The following is a 19,508-nucleotide window of genomic DNA, read 5'->3' on the forward strand; positions in this document are numbered from 1 at the left end:
GGCCTGACCACCACCACCGCCGGCGGGCCGGCCGGGCCGGGCCGTCAGGGCCGGGTCAGGCCAGGTCGAGGGCCTGGGCGGCGGCCATGACGTCGTTCATGATCGTGGTCGGCGACGGGGCGGTGCTGATCGCCCACTCCGGGTCCTTGAGCCCGTGCCCGGTCACCGTGCACACCACCGTGCTGCCGGCCGGGATCATCCCCGCCTCCGCCTGCTGAAGCAGCCCGGCCACGCTGGCCGCGCTGCCCAGCTCGACGAACACGCCGACCTCGCGGGCCAGCAGCCGGTACGCCGTCAGGATCTCCCGGTCGGTCACCGCCGAGATGAGCCCGCCCGAGCTGTCCCGCGCGTCGAGCGCCTTGGTCCAGCTCGCCGGGTTGCCGATGCGGATCGCGGTGGCGATGGTCGACGGCTCCGGCACCACCTGGCCGTTGACGATCGGGGCGGCGCCGGAGGCCTGGAAGCCGTACATCTTGGGCACGATCTTGCTGTTGCCCGCCGCCTGGTCCTCCTGGTAGCCCATCCAGTACGCGGAGATGTTGCCCGCGTTGCCGACCGGCAGGCAGTGGATGTCGGGCGCGCTGCCCAGCGCCTCGACGATCTCGAAGGCGGCCGTCTTCTGCCCGTGCAGGCGGAAGATGTTGACCGAGTTGACCAGCGACACCGGGAAGTCCTGGGACAGCTTGGAGGCGAGCGCCAGGCAGTCGTCGAAGTTGCCGTTGACCTGGAGCAGCTTGGCCCCGTGGACCAGCGCCTGGGCCAGCTTGCCGAGCGCGATCTTGCCCTGTGGGACGAGCACCGCGCAGGTCAGCCCGGCCCGGGCGGCATACGCGGCCGCGGACGCGCTGGTGTTGCCGGTCGAGGCGCAGATGATCGCCTTCGACCCCTCCTCGACCGCCTTGGACACGGCCATGGTCATGCCGCGGTCCTTGAAGGAGCCGGTCGGGTTGGCCCCCTCGACCTTGAGGTACACGTCGGCGCCCGTACGCCGGGAGAGCACCGGCGCCGGCACGAGCGGCGTGTTCCCCTCGTGCAAAGTGATCACGGGCGTGGCTTCGGAGACCGGCAGCCTGTCCCGGTACGCCTCGATCAAACCCCGCCACATGGCCCTGCCCCTTCGTCGTCAACTGTGCCAGCATGCCGTACGTACCCGAATAGCGGGACCGACCGTCCACGACTCGGGATCAGGCGCCGCCCTCGACGCGCAGCACGCTGGCGATCGAGCGGACGATGTCGAGCGCCCGCAGATCCTCCACCGTGGCCGCCAGGTTCGCATCCGGCGCGCCGTGGGTCACGATCACCAGGGTGGCGTCGTCCTCCCGGCCGGACTGGCGGACCGTCGCGATCGACACCTCGTGCTGGGCGAAGACGCCCGCCACGGTGGCCAGCACGCCCTGACGGTCGGCCACGTCGAGGCTGATGTGGTAGCGGGTGACCGACTCGCCGATCGGCCGGATCGGCAGGTGGGCGTACGAGCTCTCGCTGGGCGCGCGGGTGCCGGAGAGGCGGTTGCGGGCCGCCGCCACGATGTCGCCGAGCACGGCGCTGGCGGTGGGCGTACCCCCGGCTCCCCGGCCGTAGAACATCAGCTGCCCCGCGGCCTCGGCCTCGACGAAGACCGCGTTGAAGGCGTCGCCGACGCCGGCCAGCGGGTGGCTGCGCGGGATCATCGCCGGGTGCACCCGGACGCTGACCGAGTCGGTGCCGGCCGAGTCCGGGCCGCGCTGGGCGATGCACAGCAGCTTGATCGTGCAGCCCATCTCCTTGGCGCTGGCCATGTCCGCGGCCGTCACGCCGGTCATGCCCTCGCGGAACACGTCCGCGGCGGTGACCCGGGTGTGGAACGCGAGCGAGGCCAGGATGGCGGCCTTGGCCGCGGCGTCGAAGCCCTCGACGTCGGCGGTCGGGTCGGCCTCGGCGTACCCCAGCTCGGTGGCCTCGTCCAGCGCCTCGCCGAAGCCGGCCCCGGTGGCGTCCATCGACGACAGGATGAAGTTGGTCGTGCCGTTCACGATGCCGGTGACCCGGGTCACCCTGTCGCCGTGCAGCGACTCGCGCAGCGGGCGCAGCAGCGGGATCGCGCCGGCCACGGCGGCCTCGTAGTACAGGTCGGCGCCGCCCTCGGCGGCGGCGTCGTGCAGGGTGGCGCCGTCCTCGGCCAGCAGCGCCTTGTTCGCCGTGACCACGCTCTTGCCGGCCCGCAGCGCCTCGGTGAGCCAGGAGCGGGCGGGCTCGATGCCGCCCACCACCTCGATGACCACGTCGACGTCGTCGCGTTTGACCAGGCCGAGCGCGTCGGTGGTGAACAGCGCCGGATCGATGTCGCTGCCGCGCTGCCGGCCCGGGCGGCGCACCGCGATGCCGACGAGCTCCAGCGGGGCGCCGATCCGGGCCGTCAGGTCGGCCGACTGCTCGTGCAGCAGGCGTACGACCTCGGTGCCGACCGTGCCGCAGCCGAGCAGCGCCAACCGAACCTTGTCAGAACTCATCCCACATCCAATGCGAGCAGATCATCTTCGGTCTCCCGGCGGACGATCACGCGAGACGCGCCGTCGCGCACGGCGACCACCGGCGGCCGGGGCACGTGGTTGTAATTGCTGGCCATGCTCCGGCAGTACGCGCCCGTACCCGGCACCGCGAGAAGATCTCCGGGCTGCACGTCGGCGGGCAGGAATTCATCCTTCACGACAATGTCCCCGGATTCACAATGCTTTCCCACGACGCGGGCGAGCAGCGGGGGCGCGTCGGACTTGCGACCGGCCAGCGTGGCCGAGTACGAGGCGTCGTAGAGGGCGGTGCGGATGTTGTCGCTCATCCCGCCGTCCACGCTCACGTACGTCCGGATGCCGTCGACGTCCTTGACCGTGCCCACCTCGTACAGGGTGAACACGGCCGGTCCGACGATGGCCCGGCCGGGCTCGATCGACAGCTTGGGCCGGCGGAGATTCTCGGCCGCGCACTCGGCGTCGACGATCTTGTTGATCCGCTTGGCCAGGTCGCCGGCCGGCGACGGGTCGTCCTGGGTCGTGTAGGCGATGCCGAACCCGCCGCCCAGGTCGAGCTCCGCCAGCTCCACCCCGCGCGCGTCGCGGATCTGCGCCTGCAGCTCCAGCACCCGGCGGGTGGCCACCTCGAAGCCGGAGGTGTCGAAGATCTGCGAGCCGATGTGCGAGTGCAGCCCGTGCAGGTCGAGCACGCCCTCGTCGAGCACCCGGATCGCCGCCTCGAACGCGGCCCCGCCGGCCAGCGAGAAACCGAACTTCTGGTCCTCGTGCGCGGTCGCGATGAACTCGTGGGTGTGCGCCTCGACGCCGACGGTGACCCGGATCAGCACCTTGGGCCGCTTGCCGCTCTCCCGGGCCAGCGCGGTCAGCCGGTCGATCTCCTGGAACGAGTCCAGGATGATCCGGCCGACGCCCGCGTCCAGCGCCCGGGTCAGCTCGGAGACCGACTTGTTGTTGCCGTGGAAGCCCATCCGCTCGGCCGGGAAGCCCGCCGCCAGCGCGACGGCCAGCTCACCGCCGGAACAGACGTCCAGGAAGAGGCCCTCCTCGTCGATGACCTTGACGACCGCCTTGCAGAGGAACGACTTGCCCGCGTAGTAGACGTCCGCCCCGGCGAAGGCGGCCGCGAAATCGCGGCAGCGCGAGCGCAGGTCGTCCTCGTCCAACAGGTACGCCGGAGTGCCGTGCTCCGCGGCCAGGTCGAGCACGCTCGCCCCGCCGATCTCCAGCGCCCCGGCCTCGGCGCGGCGCACGGTCCGCGGCCACAGCTGCGGGACCAGCGCGTTCACATCCTGCGGGGGCCGCAGCCACGCCGGTCCCCGGTTGCCGATGTCGCCGTGCAGCGCCCCGGCCTCATGTGCCCGCATGACTACATCCTCTCGGGGGCGGAGACGCCCAGCAGTGCCAAACCGTTCGCGATCACCGTTCGGGTGGCGTCATTCAGCCACAGGCGGGCCCGGTTGGCCGGGCCGATCGGCTCGTCGCCCTTCGGCAGGATCCGGCAGGCCGGCTCGTCGTAGAACCGGTGGTAGGCCCCCGCGACCTCCTCCAGGTAGCGGGCGACGCGGTGCGGCTCCCGCAGCTCGGCCGCGCTCGCGACCACGGCCGGATACTCGCCGAGGGCCTTGAGCAGGTCGTTCTCCTTCTCGTGGGCCAGCAGCTCCGGGTGGAAGTCGGCGGCGTCACCGCGGGTCAGCCCGACCGCCTCGGCCTGCCGCGCGGCGCTCGCCGTGCGGGCCGCGACGTACTGGACGTAGTACACCGGGTTGTCCCTGGACGCCCGGGTCCACAGGGCGATGTCGATGTCGATGGGCGAGTCCGAGGAGTAGCGCGCGAGGGCGTACCGGGTGGCGTCGACGCCGAGGGCGTCCACGAAGTCCTCCAGGGTGATCACCGTGCCGGCGCGCTTGCTCATCCGCAGCGGCTCGCCGTCGCGGACCAGGTTGACCAGCTGGCCGATGAGGATCTCCAGGTTGGTCTCCGGGTCGTCGCCGAAGCACGCGGCCATCGCCTTCATCCGGCCGATGTAGCCGTGGTGGTCGGCGCCCAGCATGATCACGACCCGGTCGAAGCCGCGCTTGCGCTTGTCCAGGTAGTAGGCGCAGTCCGCGGCGAAGTAGGTCCAGTCGCCGTCCGACTTGCGCAGCACCCGGTCCTTGTCGTCGCCGAAGTCGGTGGTCCGCAGCCAGGTGGCGCCGTCCCGCTCGTCGATGTGCCCCTGCTCGCGCAGCCGGTCCAGGGCCTCCTGCAGCTCACCCCGGTCGTGCAGGTCCTTCTCGTTGAAGTACGTGTCGAAGTGCACGCCGAACTCGTCCAGCGACTGCCGGATCTCGGCGAACATCAGCTTGACGCCCTCGACCCGGAACACCTCGAGCGCCTCGTCCCGGCCCAGCTTGAGCGCGTCCGGGGCCGCGGCCAGCACCGCGGTGGCGATCTCCGCGATGTACGCGCCGCCGTAGCCGTCCTCCGGCGCCGGCTCGCCCTGGGCCGCGGCGTACAGCGAGCGGGCGAACCGGTCGATCTGCGAGCCGGCGTCGTTGAAGTAGTACTCCGTGCCGACGTCGGCGCCCGCGGCCCGCAGCAGCCGGGACAGGGCGTCACCGACAGCCGCCCAGCGCACCCCGCCGATGTGCACGGGGCCGGTGGGGTTGGCCGAGACGAACTCCAGGTTGATCCGCTGGCCGGCCAGGCGGTCGGTGCGGCCGTACTCCTGACCCGCCAGCACCACGTCGCGCGCCAGCACCCCGGCGGCGGCCGCGTCCAGCCGGATGTTGAGGAAGCCCGGCCCGGCGATCTCCACCGACTTGATGCCGGGACGGCTGCTGAGCTCGTCGGCGAGCGCCGCGGCCAGCTCACGCGGCGCGACACCGGCCTTCCTGGCGAGCTGCATGGCCATGGTCGACGCGTAGTCGCCGTGCTCGGGATTACGGGGTCGCTCCACCGTCGTGGTCTCCGGCAGCAGGGAGACATCCAGGCCGCGGGTGACGAATACGGCACGCGCAGCTGTGAGAACGGTGGAAGCGAGGTCAGCGGGAGTCACTGAGCCATGCTATCCGGGTAGACTTTGCCGCCCGGCGGCGTACCGGGGCCTGCTCGCGGGCCCGGCCCGACCTTTCCATCGGATTGACGAGGAACGATGAGCATGAGCACCCCGGGACCCGAGCGGGTCCCGTCCACCGTGAAGGTCGACAAGACGTCGGGCCAGGGCAAGCCGCCCGCCGCGAAGGCCGCCGGCGCCAAGTCGGCCGGCCGGCCGGGCGCCCGGCCGCAGGGCAAGGGCGGCGGCAAGGGCCGCAAGCCCACCGCGCCGGTCAAGGTCAGCGGTGGCCGCAACTGGGGTCCGATCGCGGTGGCCGGCGTGGTCGTGCTGATCGCGCTCGGCATCATCGGGTACGGCGTGTTCGCCTCGATCAAGGGCACCGAGTCCTGGCAGGACCGGGCGGCCGGGATCGACGGCGTCGTCAACTACCGGGCGCAGAACAACCCCGCGATCAACTCGCAGGAGCACAAGGAAGGCCCGCTCACCTACGTGACGAACCCGCCGGTGGGCGGCGCGCACAACTCGGTGTGGCAGAACTGCATGGGCGACGTCTACCCGCAGCCGATCGCCAACGAGCACGCGGTGCACAGCCTCGAGCACGGCGCCGTCTGGGTGACGTACAAGCAGGGCCTCGCCGCCGACCAGGTCGCCAAGCTCCAGGAGAAGGTCCAGGGCCGCGACTACATGCTGATGAGCCCGATCGCGAACCTCGACAAGAACATCTCCCTGCAGGCGTGGGGCTACCAGCTCAAGGTCGACAACGCCGACGACAAGCGGATCGACGAGTTCATCAAGGCCCTGCGCCTGAACGCGTCCCTCGAGCCGAACGCCGCCTGCTCCAGCGGCAACACGAAGACCGGCCCGGTCGAAGCCGCCGCCCCCGCGGGCAACTGATGTCCGTCTCGACCGCGTCGAGCGCGCCCGCCGGGACGCCGAGCGACGACGCCGCCCCGGCCGGCCGCCGCCGGTTCGGGGCGGCGTGGCTCGCCGCGGCCCTCGCGTTCGGCCTGCTCGTCGGCCTGGCGATCGGCCTGCTGGGCCCCCGCCTGAGCACCCCGGGCGACGACTCCGTCGAGGCCGGCTTCCTGCGCGACATGAGCACCCACCACGCCCAGGCGGTGGAGATGTCGATGATCGCGCACGCGAACTCGACGAACCCGAAGGTCGTCACGCTGAGCGCGGACATCGCCCTGACCCAGCACGGCCAGATCGGCTACATGCAGGCCTGGCTGCGCGACTGGCACCTGAGCCCGACCAGCTCGCAACCCCCGATGGCCTGGATGAAGGACTCGGCGGGCGCGGTGCAGAACGGCCTCATGCCGGGCATGGCCACCCCGGAGCAGCTCGCCCAGCTCCGTACGGCCACCGGCACGGCGCTGGACCGGCAGTTCCTGACCCTGATGCGCCAGCACCACCTGGGCGGCATCCACATGGCCCAGGAGATCCTCGACGAATCGGACGACGCCGACGTCACGTGGCTGGCGGAGTCCCAGGTCCGCGGCCAGCAGAGCGAGATCAACCTGATCGACTCGATGCTCAAGCAGCTCCCCACGAGCTGACCGGCGGCGCGCCGCGGAACCGATTGGCGATGGCTCCGCGGCGCCTGCTAGGCTCATCACCGCTGAGCCCCCGTAGCTCAGGGGATAGAGCGTCGCCCTCCGGAGGCGAAAGCGCAGGTTCGAATCCTGCCGGGGGCACCCAGGCTTAGCAGGGCAGACGAGGCCATTGACCAGGCGAGAGCCGGTCAGTGGCCTTTCTTGTCATGTCTGTAACCAGCCAACTGATGTGCGACGTGGATCCGCCCGGTGATGTGCGACAGGTTCCATCCATGGCGGGCAAACGTCCGGATCCGCCGAAGAGGGGATGTGCGCCGCGACGCGTGAGGGTTGCTCATGCTTCCGCTGCTGGGCGCAACCACGGCGGAACAACGCCGCATTGGCTTGCCGCCGCGAGATCGTCAAGCATGCTCACCAGTTGAAGATCCGAGAAGTCCTGCGCGGCGCCGACGTAGATCTCATCTTCGGGTGACCAGATCACGCTGACATCAGCGATAGGCCCGTAGAACAGGTGGACCAAGGCTTCGAGGTATTCCCCGCGCATCTCGAGGCTCCAAGTGGGATCCATGCCGGGTGCTTCCAAGGGGCCGTCCAGCTTTACGGCGAGAGCGCTGGATTGCGCAGCAGCCCAAGACCGAAGGGCAACTCCGAGTTCGAGATCCCGGCTCTCGTACGGCTCGTCAGCTGGCTGGATCCGCAGTTGCATGCCAGAAAACTACGCTTTGGCCTATGCCGACATGAAGGTGCCCTGCCGCGATCCGCGCTCGCCTGTCGCAGATCATTGGGCGGACGACTGGCGCACATCACCCTGCGGAGCACACTTTCTTGTCATGTCCGGTTGTGTACTCCCCACCTCGGGACTAGACGGGTCCCAGCCGCGCCCGACTCAGCGCTTGAGCCGCCGCCGCCCTGCACGCCTCGGCTCGGCTCAGTCGTTCGCGGTACGCCTGCGGGCGGTCACGGCTGAGCCGTCGCAGGATGCGCACCGCTTCGTCAGCCGCCGCTGATGCTTGGTCCTGCCTGACGTCCAACGCCAGCAGCAGCGCAGCCTGGTGTCCCAGATACTCGGCAAGCTCGGCGGTCGACTCCTCGGCGCCGTCGGCGGCCATTGCGCGGACGGTCGCTACGCTCGCGGCCACGGCCGAGAGTGCCTCTCCTGTCCTCTGACCGCTGGCGTGCAGGAGGCCGAGCCCGTGCAACGCGTGAGCTAGTTCGCGGTCGTATTCACCCGGGCGGGCTTCGGACAGCTCCCGAAATACCTGCACTGCCTCGCGCATGGGGCCCGCGGCGTCGTCGCGCTGGTCTGTCCCGCTCAGCGCCATGGCTTGCTCATACAAGGACTCGGCAAGCTTCGGCGCGAACTCCGGTGCGTCGGCCGCGAGGGACCGGTACGTGTTGACCGCGTCTGCCGCAACGTCCCGGGCCTGCTCGAAGTGGTCCGACTCCAGCAGGTGCTGACAGAGCAAGTGAAGTGCGTCGGCCAGGGCAGGAGTCCGAGACGGGTCGGTGACTGCGAGCCGGCGATAGACCTCCGCCGCCTCCGCCAGTGACGTCAACGCGTCTTCGTTGCGCTCCTGTCGGGCCAGGACCACCGCAGTGTTGTGCAACGCCTGGGCGAGTGAGAGCTCGGAGTCCGCAGCGCCGGTGTCCGCCAACCGACGGTAGATCTCCACGGCGTCGGTGAGGCTCATCTCGGCCTCGTCGAATCTCCTCTCTCCCGCCAGGCGAACGCCGCGACGACTCAGGTCATCGGCAAGAGCTCGTTCTGGTGTCGGCCGAGGCAGGTCGCCGTCGGACACGAGCGGGGCAGATGCGGCCAGGGGTTGCGGCGCCGCAGCGGCTGCATTCTTGATCTGGTCGAGTGCGGCTCCCATCGCAGGACTGAACTCCACCAGTTCGGGGGGTTCCGAGGAACGACCGGACAACGGTGGGAGCCCCGCACCGGCCCATCTGATCGACATGAAGTCCGCGAACTCCGGGGTCAACTGCTCCAGATAGGTGGCGAAGTTCACTTCCACCGTCTGCAGATTGTGCTCGTGCCCGGATTCGGCGAAACAGACAGCCGCATGGATCAGATATTCGCCGGCCTGCTCCATCCTGTCGTGTCTGTAGTAGGCGCGCCCGAGTGCGTTGTAGGCCGCGCCGGCGCCGAGGCGGTCCCCCGTCGCCTCGAAGCGGGTCGCCGCTTCGGTGAACGCGGACACCGCCGCGGCGAGATTCCCGGCCGCCAACTCGACGGTCCCCAGAACTGCCTGCGCATTCGCGTATGTCCGATCGTCCGTGGACAGCTTGGCCAGGGATACCGCTCGTCGAGCGGCCTCACCCGCCTTCGACATCTCCCCCTGTGTCTGGCTCGCGCGTGCACGTACCTGGTACAGGTAGCTGAGCAGATCGGGGCTGTCCTCCGCTGATTCATCGATGGCGATGGTTGCGACGAGCTCGACCACCAGCTGAGGGTCCGCGGCGAGCTGGCTCACGTAATGGGCGATCTGAACGGCGAGCGCGCTGTCGCTGATCTCGGCGATCAACCGCGAAGCGGCCATCATGGAGTCCCTGAAGCCGCTCCAGTCGCTGGTGGCTTCGGCCAGCCTGCCCTGGTAGAACAACAACCTTGCCCGTAGGTCGGCCGGCACCGCACCCGTCGTTGACCGAATCCGTGCCTGCGCTGTCTCGGTCCATCGGTGGGCCTGGTCGAACTGGCGGCGCGACAGCGCCAGTTCCGCCAGCTGAAGCGCCGTGGCCACCTCGACGTCCGGAGGCTGCGAGCCGAGCGCGGATCGTGTCACGCACAGCGCCAGTACCCGCCGGCCACGGTCGGCCTCGCCCACCCGCAGCAGTTGCAAGCCGAACTGGCGTGCGTAGCCAAGTTGCCCATGTTCGATGGCAAGGTCGGCCGCATGGTCGAGCAGCTCCACCGCTAGCCCTGGTTCCCTGCCTTCCTGCAGGCAGACGCGTACCGCGGACAGGAATGCCAACGCCTGCTCATGATCGACCGGGGCGACAGCGGATTGCGCCCGCATCACCGAGGGCAGCATCGGATGGAGCGCTCCCTGCTTGTCCGCCAGACCTGCCGCCTGCAACAACGACATCACCTGAGCCCCATCGTTCTCCGCTCCGGCGCCGTGCATCTCCCGCAAGGCTTCGCCCAACACCGGCGGATTGACCGCCGGACCATGCAGCAGGATCTGCGGGATGGCTCGCGCCAGCACCGGCTCCCGTAAGCAGTGCAATACCGGTCCTAGCCGCTCACCGTCCTTGTCGATGACGGCCGGGATCCCGGCTTTCTCCCGCAGCGCGTGCAGCAGGTCGCCAGCCGACGTACGGTCCAGCCGGAGTGCGGCAACGTGCCGGGTCAGGGCCGGATGACCATTCAGAACCGTTACCAAGTTCGAGAAGTGCCCCTCCGGGGCCACACGGGTTCCGCCCACATCATCGGGACGGCTGCGTCCACGCTCGGCTCGCACCAACGCCCACCGGTCGTCCTCCCCCAAGCCGGGCACGAGCAGGGTGGATGAGCGGCACCCGGCTTGCAGCCAGGAACTGTCCCGGCGCCCGGCCGCCAGGACCACCGAGGTGCCGGCCCGTACCCGCCCTACCAGCCTCGCCAGACGATCTCGATCGGTGTCGGTGTAGGTGTAGGTGCCGGGCAATGCGAGACCGTCGACTGGCCGATCCGCGACGTGGGTATGGTCCCAGATCACTATCCGAGGGTGGTCGTTGAGAGCGTCGACGACAAATGTCTCGAGATGGTCGTCCGCTGGACGCACCGCGGGTGTGTTCGGTAACGACTGAGCCATCGTCCACAACACATCGGAGGCGTCAGACCGCTCCTCGAAGTCGATCCGAAGGGCCGGGCGATGATCGCCAGTTCGATCCCGCCACCACAGAAACTCCGACAGCAGCGCCGTCTTGCCCTGACCGATGATTCCGTGCAGATACACCAGCTGGAAGCCAGTGTCGACCGCACGATCCAGCGCCTGTATCAGCTCGTCGCGCCCGACGAACAGCTCGTTCCCGGCCGGCGCGGACAACGGCACGGCGGCGTCAGGCGTGAACGCCGGCGGCCACATCGCGACCGCGCCCCGCACGTCGGGGTGAAGATCCTCGTCGGCCCGACTGTAGACGACCGGAATGAGCCAGTCCTCCACAGCTATTGCTCCGCCGACGCACGTCCGCTCCGGTCGCTGCTTCATCAGCCGCCGACCGCTCAGCGCGGCGTCCGCGGAGCACGACCCCTCAGCCAGGCAGTGGTAGAAGGCCTCAACGAACGGGGCGACGGCATCACGATGCAGGTTGTACCCCATCGCCGTGACTTCCTCGACCCGGGAGTGCTGCAGCAGACCGGTGGCCAGGGAGACGTACGGCAGCACCGCCGCACCCTCGGCTTTCCCGGACCGGCACGCGTTTATCACGATTGTGCGGGGACATCGCTCGCCGAGCGCCTGCACCAGTTGCCGCGACGAATACGGGCGAAGGTTGCCGTCAATGTCGGGTAGAAGTAGATGAGCCTGCTCAAGGCCGTCGCTGGTCGCGCCCCACCAGCCGTGACAGTCGAAATGCAGCACATCCCAGTGGCGCCCATGCGCACCGGTCGCCTGGACGAGCGCATCCAGCGTGGCGGGCCGGAGCAAGGTCAATCGGACGTCGGCCGACGCGGCCAGGTCGCGCCCGATGATCCGGTACGGGATGTCATTGGCGACCGACCTCGCCGTGACCAGAAGAACTTCGAGACCGGCTGCCCGAACGGCGCCCTCTGGTCGATCCCGGGTCGCCACTTCGCCGGTGTAGCACCGCTCCAGCACCGCGGAGAGGCCAATCGGTTCGGACATCTCCCCGAACAGCGCCTCCCACGGCCAGGCCAATACGGTGGGATCGTCCGAAAGAACCGCTATCCGATGACCTTGAAACAGCGCCCCGCTCACCGCCTCGGTCAGCGCCGCCCGCGCGGATCGGGTCGAGAACAAGTGGTGGAATACGTATCGTCCCCAGTCGCGCAGGGCCTCCAGGACGTACCGGGAGCGGTGATCGCCAGGTCTGGTGGGATGGTGTACGTAGTCCTCCAGATACCAGGACAACGCCTCGGCCAAGGTGGTGTCCCGATCCACCGGCACGGGCCAGACTCGTGGTGGCGGCGCATGAGCGGGCGGCGCCAATGACTCCCGTAGCGCGGTCAGCGCAAACGACGAGTCATCCCCCGACGCCGGCACCAGAGCCGATCGTCGCCACCGCACCTCGAACAGCGGTTCGTCTCCTCGTCCGACCTGTGCGATTTCGAGCACCGCCACACCGTCACCCGCCTTCCCGCTGCGGCCTCGGTCCGGTTACCTGCTCTGCACCAGTTCGAGGAGAGCGCGCATCAGCTTGAGCAGCTCCGCCTGAATGGCTTTGCTGGCCGGGTTGAGCCGGAACTCGAAGATCCACTGTCCGTTCTTGTCCCGCTCCAGCTTGACGTACATGTTGAGCACCACCAGAGCGAGCGTGGCCGCGCTGACAAACGAGATCGGATCGACAGCGAAGTCGCGATCATGGCTTCGCACGCCGCCGCCCGATCCGCTCCGCACCGCGTTCACCGCGCGCCGGTAGGCCGGGTCGGCAGCCAACACGCTCAGGGCCTGACCGGCGATGTCGACTGTCTCGGTGCTGGCGGCCGCCGCGTCCGCGTCCGGCACCTGCAGGCCGTGCCGGAGGCCCTCAACGAGGGGATCGCGGGCGGCGTCGGAAGCGAGCTGCGATGCTTCGCTGACGTCTTGTCGCGACTCGTAGAGGACCTTGCGCAGGATGGCCTCGGCACCACCGGTCTCACTGGAAGGAATGACGGAGCGAGGTTCGTGGCTCATGGTGAAGTTTCCTCCGTTATTCCGAACGCCTCCGTTGTTCCGAACGCCACAGCAGCCGGGCGGAGACGCGAGAATCAGCACTTCTGCAGCTCCGGAGGCTGAACCGACACCAGCCTACTCCCGCCGTATCCCGACGGGCGGACTTACGACACCGCTCTCCCCCGTGTCAGATTAATGACGAATTGGCGGTGAGAAGTGATCCGCCCTGATCACGAAAGGGCGATCACGCAATCGGACCGGCCGGCGGGGAGTGGGTGGAACACCCGAACCGCACTTCGAATTCAAAGCAAGTAAGATCGCCGGGTGAGCGACCCGGCCCCCGGCCTGAACTCCGAGCAACTCGGCGCGTACTTCGCCCTGATGGAGGTCAGCAGCCTTCTCCAGTACGCCGTCGACGAGCACCTCCGCGCCGACGGCGACCTCAGCTACGTCCAGTTCCAGATCCTGGCCCGGCTGGTGGACGCCCCCGAGGGCCGCCTGCGGATGACCGACCTGGCCGACGGTGTCGTCTACAGCCGCAGCGGGCTCACCTACCAGGCGGGGCTGCTGGACAAGCGTGGCCTGATCACCCGCTCACCCTCGCCGGACGACGAGCGCAGTGTCATGGTGACCGTCACCGACGCCGGCCGGGAGCTGATCGCCCGGGTCCTTCCCGGGCATGTCGACCGCGTCCGGCAGTTGCTGTTCGAACCGATGACCGGCAAGGACCTCGCCGCCCTCAGCACCGTGCTCGGCCGCGTCCGGGACCACATGCGCGCCACCCCGCCGCGGTCGGCCAAGCCCCGCGCCGGCCGTAACCGAGCCGGCTGAGGGGCGGCGGGCGGGATGGATCGGGCACTGCTGGCGGATTTTCTCCGGGCTCGACGGGAGAGGCTGCAGCCGGAGGATGTCGGGCTTCCCCGGGGCTCGCGGCGCCGTACGGGCGGACTGCGGCGCGAGGAGGTCGCGGTGCTGGCCGGCATGTCGGCCGACTACTACAGCCGGCTCGAGCAGCAGCGCGGTCCGATGCCGTCCGAGCAGATGCTGACCGCCCTGGCCGGGGCGTTGCGGCTCAGCCCGGTCGAGCGGGAGCACCTGTTCGCCCTGGGCGGGCATTCGGCTCCGCGCCGGGTCCTGCGGGACGAGCAGGTCAGTCCGGCCATGCGGCGCATCGTCGAGCGGCTGCCGGACACGCCCGCGATGGTGTTCTCCCGGTTCGGCGAGACGTTGCTGCAGACCCGCGCGGCGGTTGCCCTGTTCGGCGACTACACCCGGTTCGACGGCATGTCCCGCTTCCTGGTCTACCGGTGGTTCACCGACCCGGCGCAACGTGCCCTGTATCCCCCGGAGGACCACGCCGTCCGGGGCCGGGTGTTCACTGTGGACATCCGGGCGGCCTACACGGCCGATCCGGCGGGTCCGGCCGGCGAGATCGTCGCGGCGCTGCTGGCCGTCAGCCCCGAGTTCGCCGAGGTCTGGCGGCTGCACGAGGTCGATGTCACCCATCATCTCGAGCTCAAGCGCTACCGGCATCCGGAGCTGGGCGAGCTGGAGCTGCACAGCCGGCGCCTGACGGACCCCGACGAGGGTCAGGACCTGCTGGTCTTCCTGGCCGAGCCCGGCTCGCCGAGCGACGGGAAGCTGCGGCGCCTGATCTCGTCATCCACGGACTGATGGTCAGTGGATAACGGCGCCATTCCTCCGGTTCCCGGCCCGCGCCAGGCTTGAGCAGTCCGCCTGCCGGCGGCTGTCGGCCGGCTCACACCGGACACCACTTGCTTCGAACTCGAAGCGCGCTATGGTCATGAAGTGCTTCGAAAACGAAGCACAAGCAGGAGAAGAGACGAGGGCTTGCGATGAAGGCAGTGCGTTTCCACGAGTACGGCGACCCGAGCGTCCTGCGCTACGAGGACGTCGAGCCGCCCGTCCCCAGCGCCGGGCAGGTGCTGATCCGGGTCGCCGGTACCTCCTTCAACGGGGTCGACGGCAACATCCGCGCCGGTTTCATGCAGGGGCCGATCCCGGTGACGCTGCCGCACACGCCGGGCATCGACGTGTCCGGCACGGTCGCGGCGCTGGGCACCGGCGTGGACGGCTTCGCGGTCGGCGACCGGATCATCGGGTTCCTGCCCATGGGGGCCGACGGCGCGGCCGCGGAGTACGTCGTCGCTCCGGCCGAGATCCTCGCGCCGGCGCCCGCCACCGTCCCCCTGGCCGACGCCGCCGCGCTGCCGGCCGTCGGTCTCACCGCGTGGCAGGCGCTGCACGACCACGCCAGGCTGGCGGCCGGCCAGCGCGTGCTGATCAACGGCGCGGGCGGGGCCGTCGGGGGCTACGCCACCCAGCTGGCCCGGAGCGCCGGCGCGTACGTGATCGCCACGGCCGGCCCCCGCCGCGCCGAGCAGGTCAAGGCCGCGGGCGCCGACGAGATCGTCGACCACACCACCGCCGAGGTGACCGCGGCGGTCGGCGAGCCGGTCGACGTCGTGCTCAACCTGGCCCCGATCGACCCGGAACGGCTGGCCGCGCTGCTCACCCTCATCCGTCCCGGCGGGGTGCTGGTGAACACCACGGTGTGGATGCCCGCGCCCAGCGACGAGCAGCGCGGCGTACGCGGCATCGACCTGTTCGTCCGCAGCGACGCCGGCCAGCTGTCCCGGCTGGTCTCGCTGGTCGACTCCGGCGAGCTGCGCGTCGACGTCGCCCAGCGGGTCCCGCTGGCCGACCTGCCGGCCGTGCACGCCCGGGCCGCGGCGGGCGACCTGCCCGGCAAGACCGTCATCGTCGCGCCCACGGCCTGACCGTCGACTCCCGGCCCGCGATCACGACGACGTGGTCGCGGTGTCGGCGCGACCGGCCGATCCGGCGTCGTCACCTCGGCGGATCGTGCCGGAGGCGCTGCAGCACGGCGTTCAGCAGCGCCTCGGCGAGCCGGTCGCGGTCCCGCCGGGTGGCCTCGGTCGGCGGCCCGCCGGAACTGCTCATCGTGATGCTGACGGAGACCAGGTTGTGGCCGGCGAGTGCGTACTCGGCCAGCCACATCGTCACCACGGGCAGGGTACGGACCGAGGCGGTGAGCGTGAAGTCGCTGCGGAACCCGGGATAGGGCGAGCGTGGCGGCGGCCCCTCGGTGTACGAGCCCTCCGCGGTGCCGGTGTCGGACGCCCGGCTGGGTATCGTGAGGCGCCCGCACTGGGCCGTCGCCTCCCGGTAGAGGGTGAAGTCGGGCACCGGCGTCCGGTACGAGACGATGCCGACCTCGACGGTGACCTCGGGGTGGGGGCCCAGGGCGATCGTGTACCGCCGGGCGGTGTCCGCGGTGCGGGGCCGGGCCCGTTGGGCGTCGGTGCTGCGGTCGAGCGCCTGCCGGCAGGCCTCCGGCTGGAGCTTCAAGGGCTTCGCGGCGTCCGTGTCGTCCGGGAGCCGGCGGTACCCGGCGGGCAGCAGCCGATGGATGCCGGTCAGCGCCGCGCCGACCGCGGCGTCGTCGAGCGGCCGGCCCGGGTCGGCGCCCGGGGGCGGGTCGTCCGGGGGCGTCGACGGCGTGGGCGCAACGGCGGGAGCGGCGCGCTTCGCGTGAGGGGCGGCCAGGTAGTCCGACCAGTCGTGCGGGCCGACGGCCAGCGGCGGAATCGCCCCGGCGACCAGTGCCGCGCTGAACGCCGTGATGACGACGCCAGTGCCCGGGCCGGCGGCCCACCCGCGGGCGCGCCGGCTGAGGCGATCCGCCCGGGCGGCGACGGCGGCCAGCCCGGGCAGGGTCAGCACGACCGCGACGAGGAGCTGCCACATCGGCCACCGGACCGCGTCCACCAGGACGTCCACTTCGCGTCCCCGGCCGCCCGCGGCCGCGATGCCGAAGAGCACCACACCGGCGAGAGCCGCGGTGGCGAACCCGGCAGCCAGCGCCGAGGGAACCCGCGGCAGCACCCGGGCCGGACTCGAGCTCGCGGGGTCGGCCGGGCGCGCGAACAGCAGCACCGCCAGGGCCGCCCAGCCGGCGAAGGCGCAGATCATCGACCGGTGGCTCACCAGCACGAACACGGCGTCCTCGGAGTCGGCGGCCCCGATCCGCAGCTGCCACGTGAGCCCGGCGGCGACGCCGCCCGCGAGGACCGCGACACCGATCACCGCCAGCCCGGGCCATCGGCTCCGGACCACCGGGGCGTCCGGGCCGCGCCGGTGGGCCCACGCGACGAGCGTGCAGCCGGCCAGGACGAGCAGCGGCGCCCACCGCCACTCCCACAGCCCCGCGCCCATCAGCGACGTCCGGACCCGGCTCAGGCTCGCGCCGGGGAGATAGCCGACCAGCATCCAGATCGCCGTCGGGAAGGCCGTGGCCCACGCCGTGGCCACAGCGACCACCGCAGCCGCCACCGCCCACGCCCGCTCGGGCCGGCCGGCGGCCGGCACTGCGGCGGCGAGTCCGGCCGTGAGCACCGCCGTCCCGGCCGTGACCACCGCCAGGACGCCGACGCCCGGCATCAGGCGGCCGGCGAACAGGACGGGCACCAGCCCGCGGGCCGACGCGGCACCGCCACCGGGCGCCTGGGTGAGGAAGCCCGCGACCGTACCCAGCACGGCGCCGGCGATCGGGCCGGACCAGCTCGGCGTGGAGCCCGCGGCGGCGGCGATCCGGGCGCGGCGGCGCCACGCCGGGACGACGACGCACGCCCACAGCAGGCCGCCCAACGCCGCCGCGACGTCCAGCGACAGCCGGCCGGACCGCCAGGCCCAGTCCGTCGCCGAGAGGACGGTGTAGGCGCTCTGCATCGTGGACATGGCCAGCACGCCGGCCACGGCGGTGACAGCGAACCCGCCCTCCCACCGTTGCGGCGCGACCGGATCGGCGTCGGCCCGTACCGCGGCCGGCGGATGCACCGCGATTCCCCGCCTGGTCGAGGCGACGACCCGGCGGGCCAGACCGGCGACGCCGGCCCGGGCGACCCGGCCCCGCCCGGCGGCGCCGCTCGCCGGCCGGCCGAGCAGGGCCCGGAGGGCGTCGGCGGAGCCGAGGACGTCGAGGGCGTAACGGTCCGCCGCGATCTCCCGCCGGCGCAGCAGCGCCGCGCGCAACCCCAGCACCACGGCCGACAGCACAACCGCCAGGGCCAGAACGGGAAGGTACACGGCGAAGATCCCCGACCGCTGATGCGGCCACCGCACCAACGGGCTCAGCGCGAGCAGCAGGACCGGTACGTTGAGCCACCCGGTCCACCACACCGCCGATGCCCAGGACACGTCGCGGGCCCGTACGTGCGCGAGTTCGTGCAGCACCACCACGTCGAACTGGGCCGGCTCGAGGTAGGCGTGACTTAGCGGGACCACGACCACCGGCGCCCGGAAAGGCAGTCCGGTGGTGAACGCCTGCCGGCCGTACCGGGACGGTGGAGTGATCACCAGCCGGGGCCGGCGCCGGCCGGTCAGCCCCAGCCGGTCGCACCAGTGCTCGAAGCGGTCCCGGGCCCGCCCGGACGCCGCGCCGGCGGCCGGTGACACGGCACTCCCCGCCAGCCGCCACCGGACCGCCAGGCCGCCGCCGATCATCGACAGCAGGGCGGCCGCGGGCAGCAGCACGGCCCCCAGCAGCATCCACCAGCTCAGGTCCCGCGCGTTGCCGGCGATGCAGGCCCACACCTGATCCCGGCCGGCCGCGGTTTGCAGCCACACGGAGTCGACCCCCTGCAGGGCCGCGCTGTCGATGCCCCGCTCGGCGAGACACCGGATGGCCGCAGCCGGGTGCCGGGCGCTGGACGCGTCGCGCAGAGCCGTCGCGGCGCCGCCGCCCAGCAGCGCCAGCGCCACCACAACCAGCAGATACAGCGAGGACAGGCGGCGCGGGGAGACGGCCGCGCTAGTCATCGTCGCGGCGAGGCTCCGTCATCGCCCGGCACAGGGCGCCGTACACGGCGTCGGCGAGCACCGTCGCCTCCTCGGGGGACAGTCCGAGGGCTGCTCCGTGGCGTACACAAGCCGACCGCAACGCCTCCGCCTGGCTCGCGTCGAGTGTCACGGGCGCCGCCGGCAACGCGACCGGCTCGTCCCGGCCGGAGCGCGCTCGCCGGCGCCACCGCCGGACCGGCCGGGGACGGCTGTGCCAGGCGGCGACCACGGCGTCCCCCAGCACCTCCGCCGACGCGCCGAGCAACACCGGCAGGATGACCTCACCGAGCAGCAGGGGTTCGATCCCGGATCCGACCGACCCTCCGGTCCAGCCACGACGCGGCCCGTCGGGACCGGCGCCGGCCTCCCACCGGGTCGCCACCTCCGTCAGCAGGTCGAGCTGCTCCGGGACGGTGGCCACCACGACGCTGCGCGCGACCCCCACCAGGTCGACCGTCGCGATTCCGTCGGCGGCCGGCGTGTGCCCGCCGTCCGCATCCTGTGCAGCCCGGTCAACCACACGGCCTCCTCATGACGGCTCCCTCGGCCCAGGCACTCCACCGTGGACACGTCACGATAACCAGTCGGGAGCACAAGGAGTAATAGATCAATGTCGCTCCGCAGCCCCGGAAGGCTCACAGGACGGGACCTTGGACCCGCGACACGCGCCGGCCGTGGGGGTCAGGGTCGAGGTATCGGTCTTCGACAA

General features: G+C 71.1%; 14 protein-coding genes and 1 tRNA gene. 6 read left to right on the plus strand and 9 right to left on the minus strand.

Going from position 1 to position 19,508, the window contains the following annotated elements; translation table 11 throughout:
* Positions 1-55 precede the first annotated feature (55 nt).
* The 4 genes from thrC to argS form a co-directional block, all read right to left on the minus strand.
* On the minus strand, positions 56-1,105 hold the full coding sequence (gene thrC, locus Ani05nite_RS34595) for a threonine synthase (RefSeq protein WP_203775436.1): 1,050 nt from the start codon (positions 1,103-1,105) through the stop codon (positions 56-58).
* Positions 1,106-1,184: 79 nt separating this feature from the next.
* Positions 1,185-2,489 (minus strand): homoserine dehydrogenase, encoded by a 1,305-nt coding sequence (locus tag Ani05nite_RS34600; RefSeq protein WP_203775438.1) that lies wholly within the window; start codon positions 2,487-2,489, stop codon positions 1,185-1,187.
* On the minus strand, positions 2,486-3,871 hold the full coding sequence (lysA, locus tag Ani05nite_RS34605) for a diaminopimelate decarboxylase (RefSeq protein WP_203775440.1): 1,386 nt from the start codon (positions 3,869-3,871) through the stop codon (positions 2,486-2,488). The genes Ani05nite_RS34600 and lysA overlap by 4 nt, the downstream gene beginning before the upstream one ends.
* A gap of 2 nt (positions 3,872-3,873) precedes the next feature.
* Positions 3,874-5,544, minus strand: a complete 1,671-nt coding sequence (gene argS, locus Ani05nite_RS34610) for an arginine--tRNA ligase (protein WP_203775442.1) — start codon at positions 5,542-5,544, stop codon at positions 3,874-3,876.
* A gap of 96 nt (positions 5,545-5,640) precedes the next feature.
* On the opposite strand from argS, the gene Ani05nite_RS34615 reads away from it, so the two are divergent.
* From Ani05nite_RS34615 to Ani05nite_RS34625, 3 genes are all read left to right on the plus strand, one after another.
* Positions 5,641-6,438: a thioredoxin-like domain-containing protein gene (locus Ani05nite_RS34615; protein WP_203775443.1), complete on the plus strand. Its 798-nt coding sequence runs from the start codon at positions 5,641-5,643 to the stop codon at positions 6,436-6,438.
* Positions 6,438-7,103, plus strand: coding sequence for a DUF305 domain-containing protein (locus Ani05nite_RS34620; RefSeq protein ID WP_203775444.1), 666 nt, complete (start codon positions 6,438-6,440; stop codon positions 7,101-7,103). Before Ani05nite_RS34615 ends, Ani05nite_RS34620 begins: the two co-directional genes overlap by 1 nt.
* A 66-nt stretch (positions 7,104-7,169) precedes the next feature.
* Positions 7,170-7,241, plus strand: a tRNA-Arg gene (locus tag Ani05nite_RS34625).
* A gap of 193 nt (positions 7,242-7,434) precedes the next feature.
* Here the strand turns inward: Ani05nite_RS34625 and Ani05nite_RS34630 are convergent.
* The 3 genes from Ani05nite_RS34630 to Ani05nite_RS34640 form a co-directional block, all read right to left on the minus strand.
* Positions 7,435-7,806 carry a hypothetical protein gene (locus Ani05nite_RS34630; RefSeq protein WP_203775445.1) on the minus strand — a complete coding sequence of 124 codons (372 nt, stop codon included), beginning with the start codon at positions 7,804-7,806 and terminating at the stop codon, positions 7,435-7,437.
* A gap of 154 nt (positions 7,807-7,960) precedes the next feature.
* Positions 7,961-12,385 (minus strand): hypothetical protein, encoded by a 4,425-nt coding sequence (locus Ani05nite_RS34635; protein ID WP_203775446.1) that lies wholly within the window; start codon positions 12,383-12,385, stop codon positions 7,961-7,963.
* A 36-nt stretch (positions 12,386-12,421) separates the two neighbouring features.
* A complete protein-coding gene (locus tag Ani05nite_RS34640) occupies positions 12,422-12,937 on the minus strand; it encodes a hypothetical protein (protein ID WP_203775447.1) in 516 nt (171 codons plus the stop codon).
* 303 nt (positions 12,938-13,240) lie between these two features.
* Here Ani05nite_RS34640 and Ani05nite_RS34645 point away from each other — a divergent pair, with 303 nt between their 5' ends.
* From Ani05nite_RS34645 to Ani05nite_RS34655, 3 genes are all read left to right on the plus strand, one after another.
* The gene (locus Ani05nite_RS34645) at positions 13,241-13,747 is read left to right on the plus strand and encodes a MarR family winged helix-turn-helix transcriptional regulator (protein WP_203775448.1); all 507 of its coding nucleotides are present in this window, start codon (positions 13,241-13,243) and stop codon (positions 13,745-13,747) included.
* Between the two features lie 15 nt (positions 13,748-13,762).
* On the plus strand, positions 13,763-14,590 hold the full coding sequence (locus tag Ani05nite_RS34650; RefSeq protein WP_203775449.1) for a helix-turn-helix transcriptional regulator: 828 nt from the start codon (positions 13,763-13,765) through the stop codon (positions 14,588-14,590).
* Positions 14,591-14,772: 182 nt separating this feature from the next.
* Positions 14,773-15,717, plus strand: coding sequence for an NADP-dependent oxidoreductase (locus tag Ani05nite_RS34655; protein ID WP_203775451.1), 945 nt, complete (start codon positions 14,773-14,775; stop codon positions 15,715-15,717).
* Positions 15,718-15,787: 70 nt separating this feature from the next.
* Here Ani05nite_RS34655 and Ani05nite_RS34660 read toward each other — a convergent pair whose 3' ends face one another.
* Positions 15,788-18,778 carry a M48 family metalloprotease gene (locus Ani05nite_RS34660; RefSeq protein WP_203775453.1) on the minus strand — a complete coding sequence of 997 codons (2,991 nt, stop codon included), beginning with the start codon at positions 18,776-18,778 and terminating at the stop codon, positions 15,788-15,790.
* On the minus strand, positions 18,771-19,319 hold the full coding sequence (locus Ani05nite_RS34665) for a hypothetical protein (protein ID WP_203775455.1): 549 nt from the start codon (positions 19,317-19,319) through the stop codon (positions 18,771-18,773). The genes Ani05nite_RS34660 and Ani05nite_RS34665 overlap by 8 nt, the downstream gene beginning before the upstream one ends.
* Positions 19,320-19,508: the final 189 nt, after the last annotated feature.

The organism is Actinoplanes nipponensis, assembly GCF_016862275.1.
Taxonomy (GTDB): Bacteria; Actinomycetota; Actinomycetes; order Mycobacteriales; family Micromonosporaceae; genus Actinoplanes; species Actinoplanes nipponensis.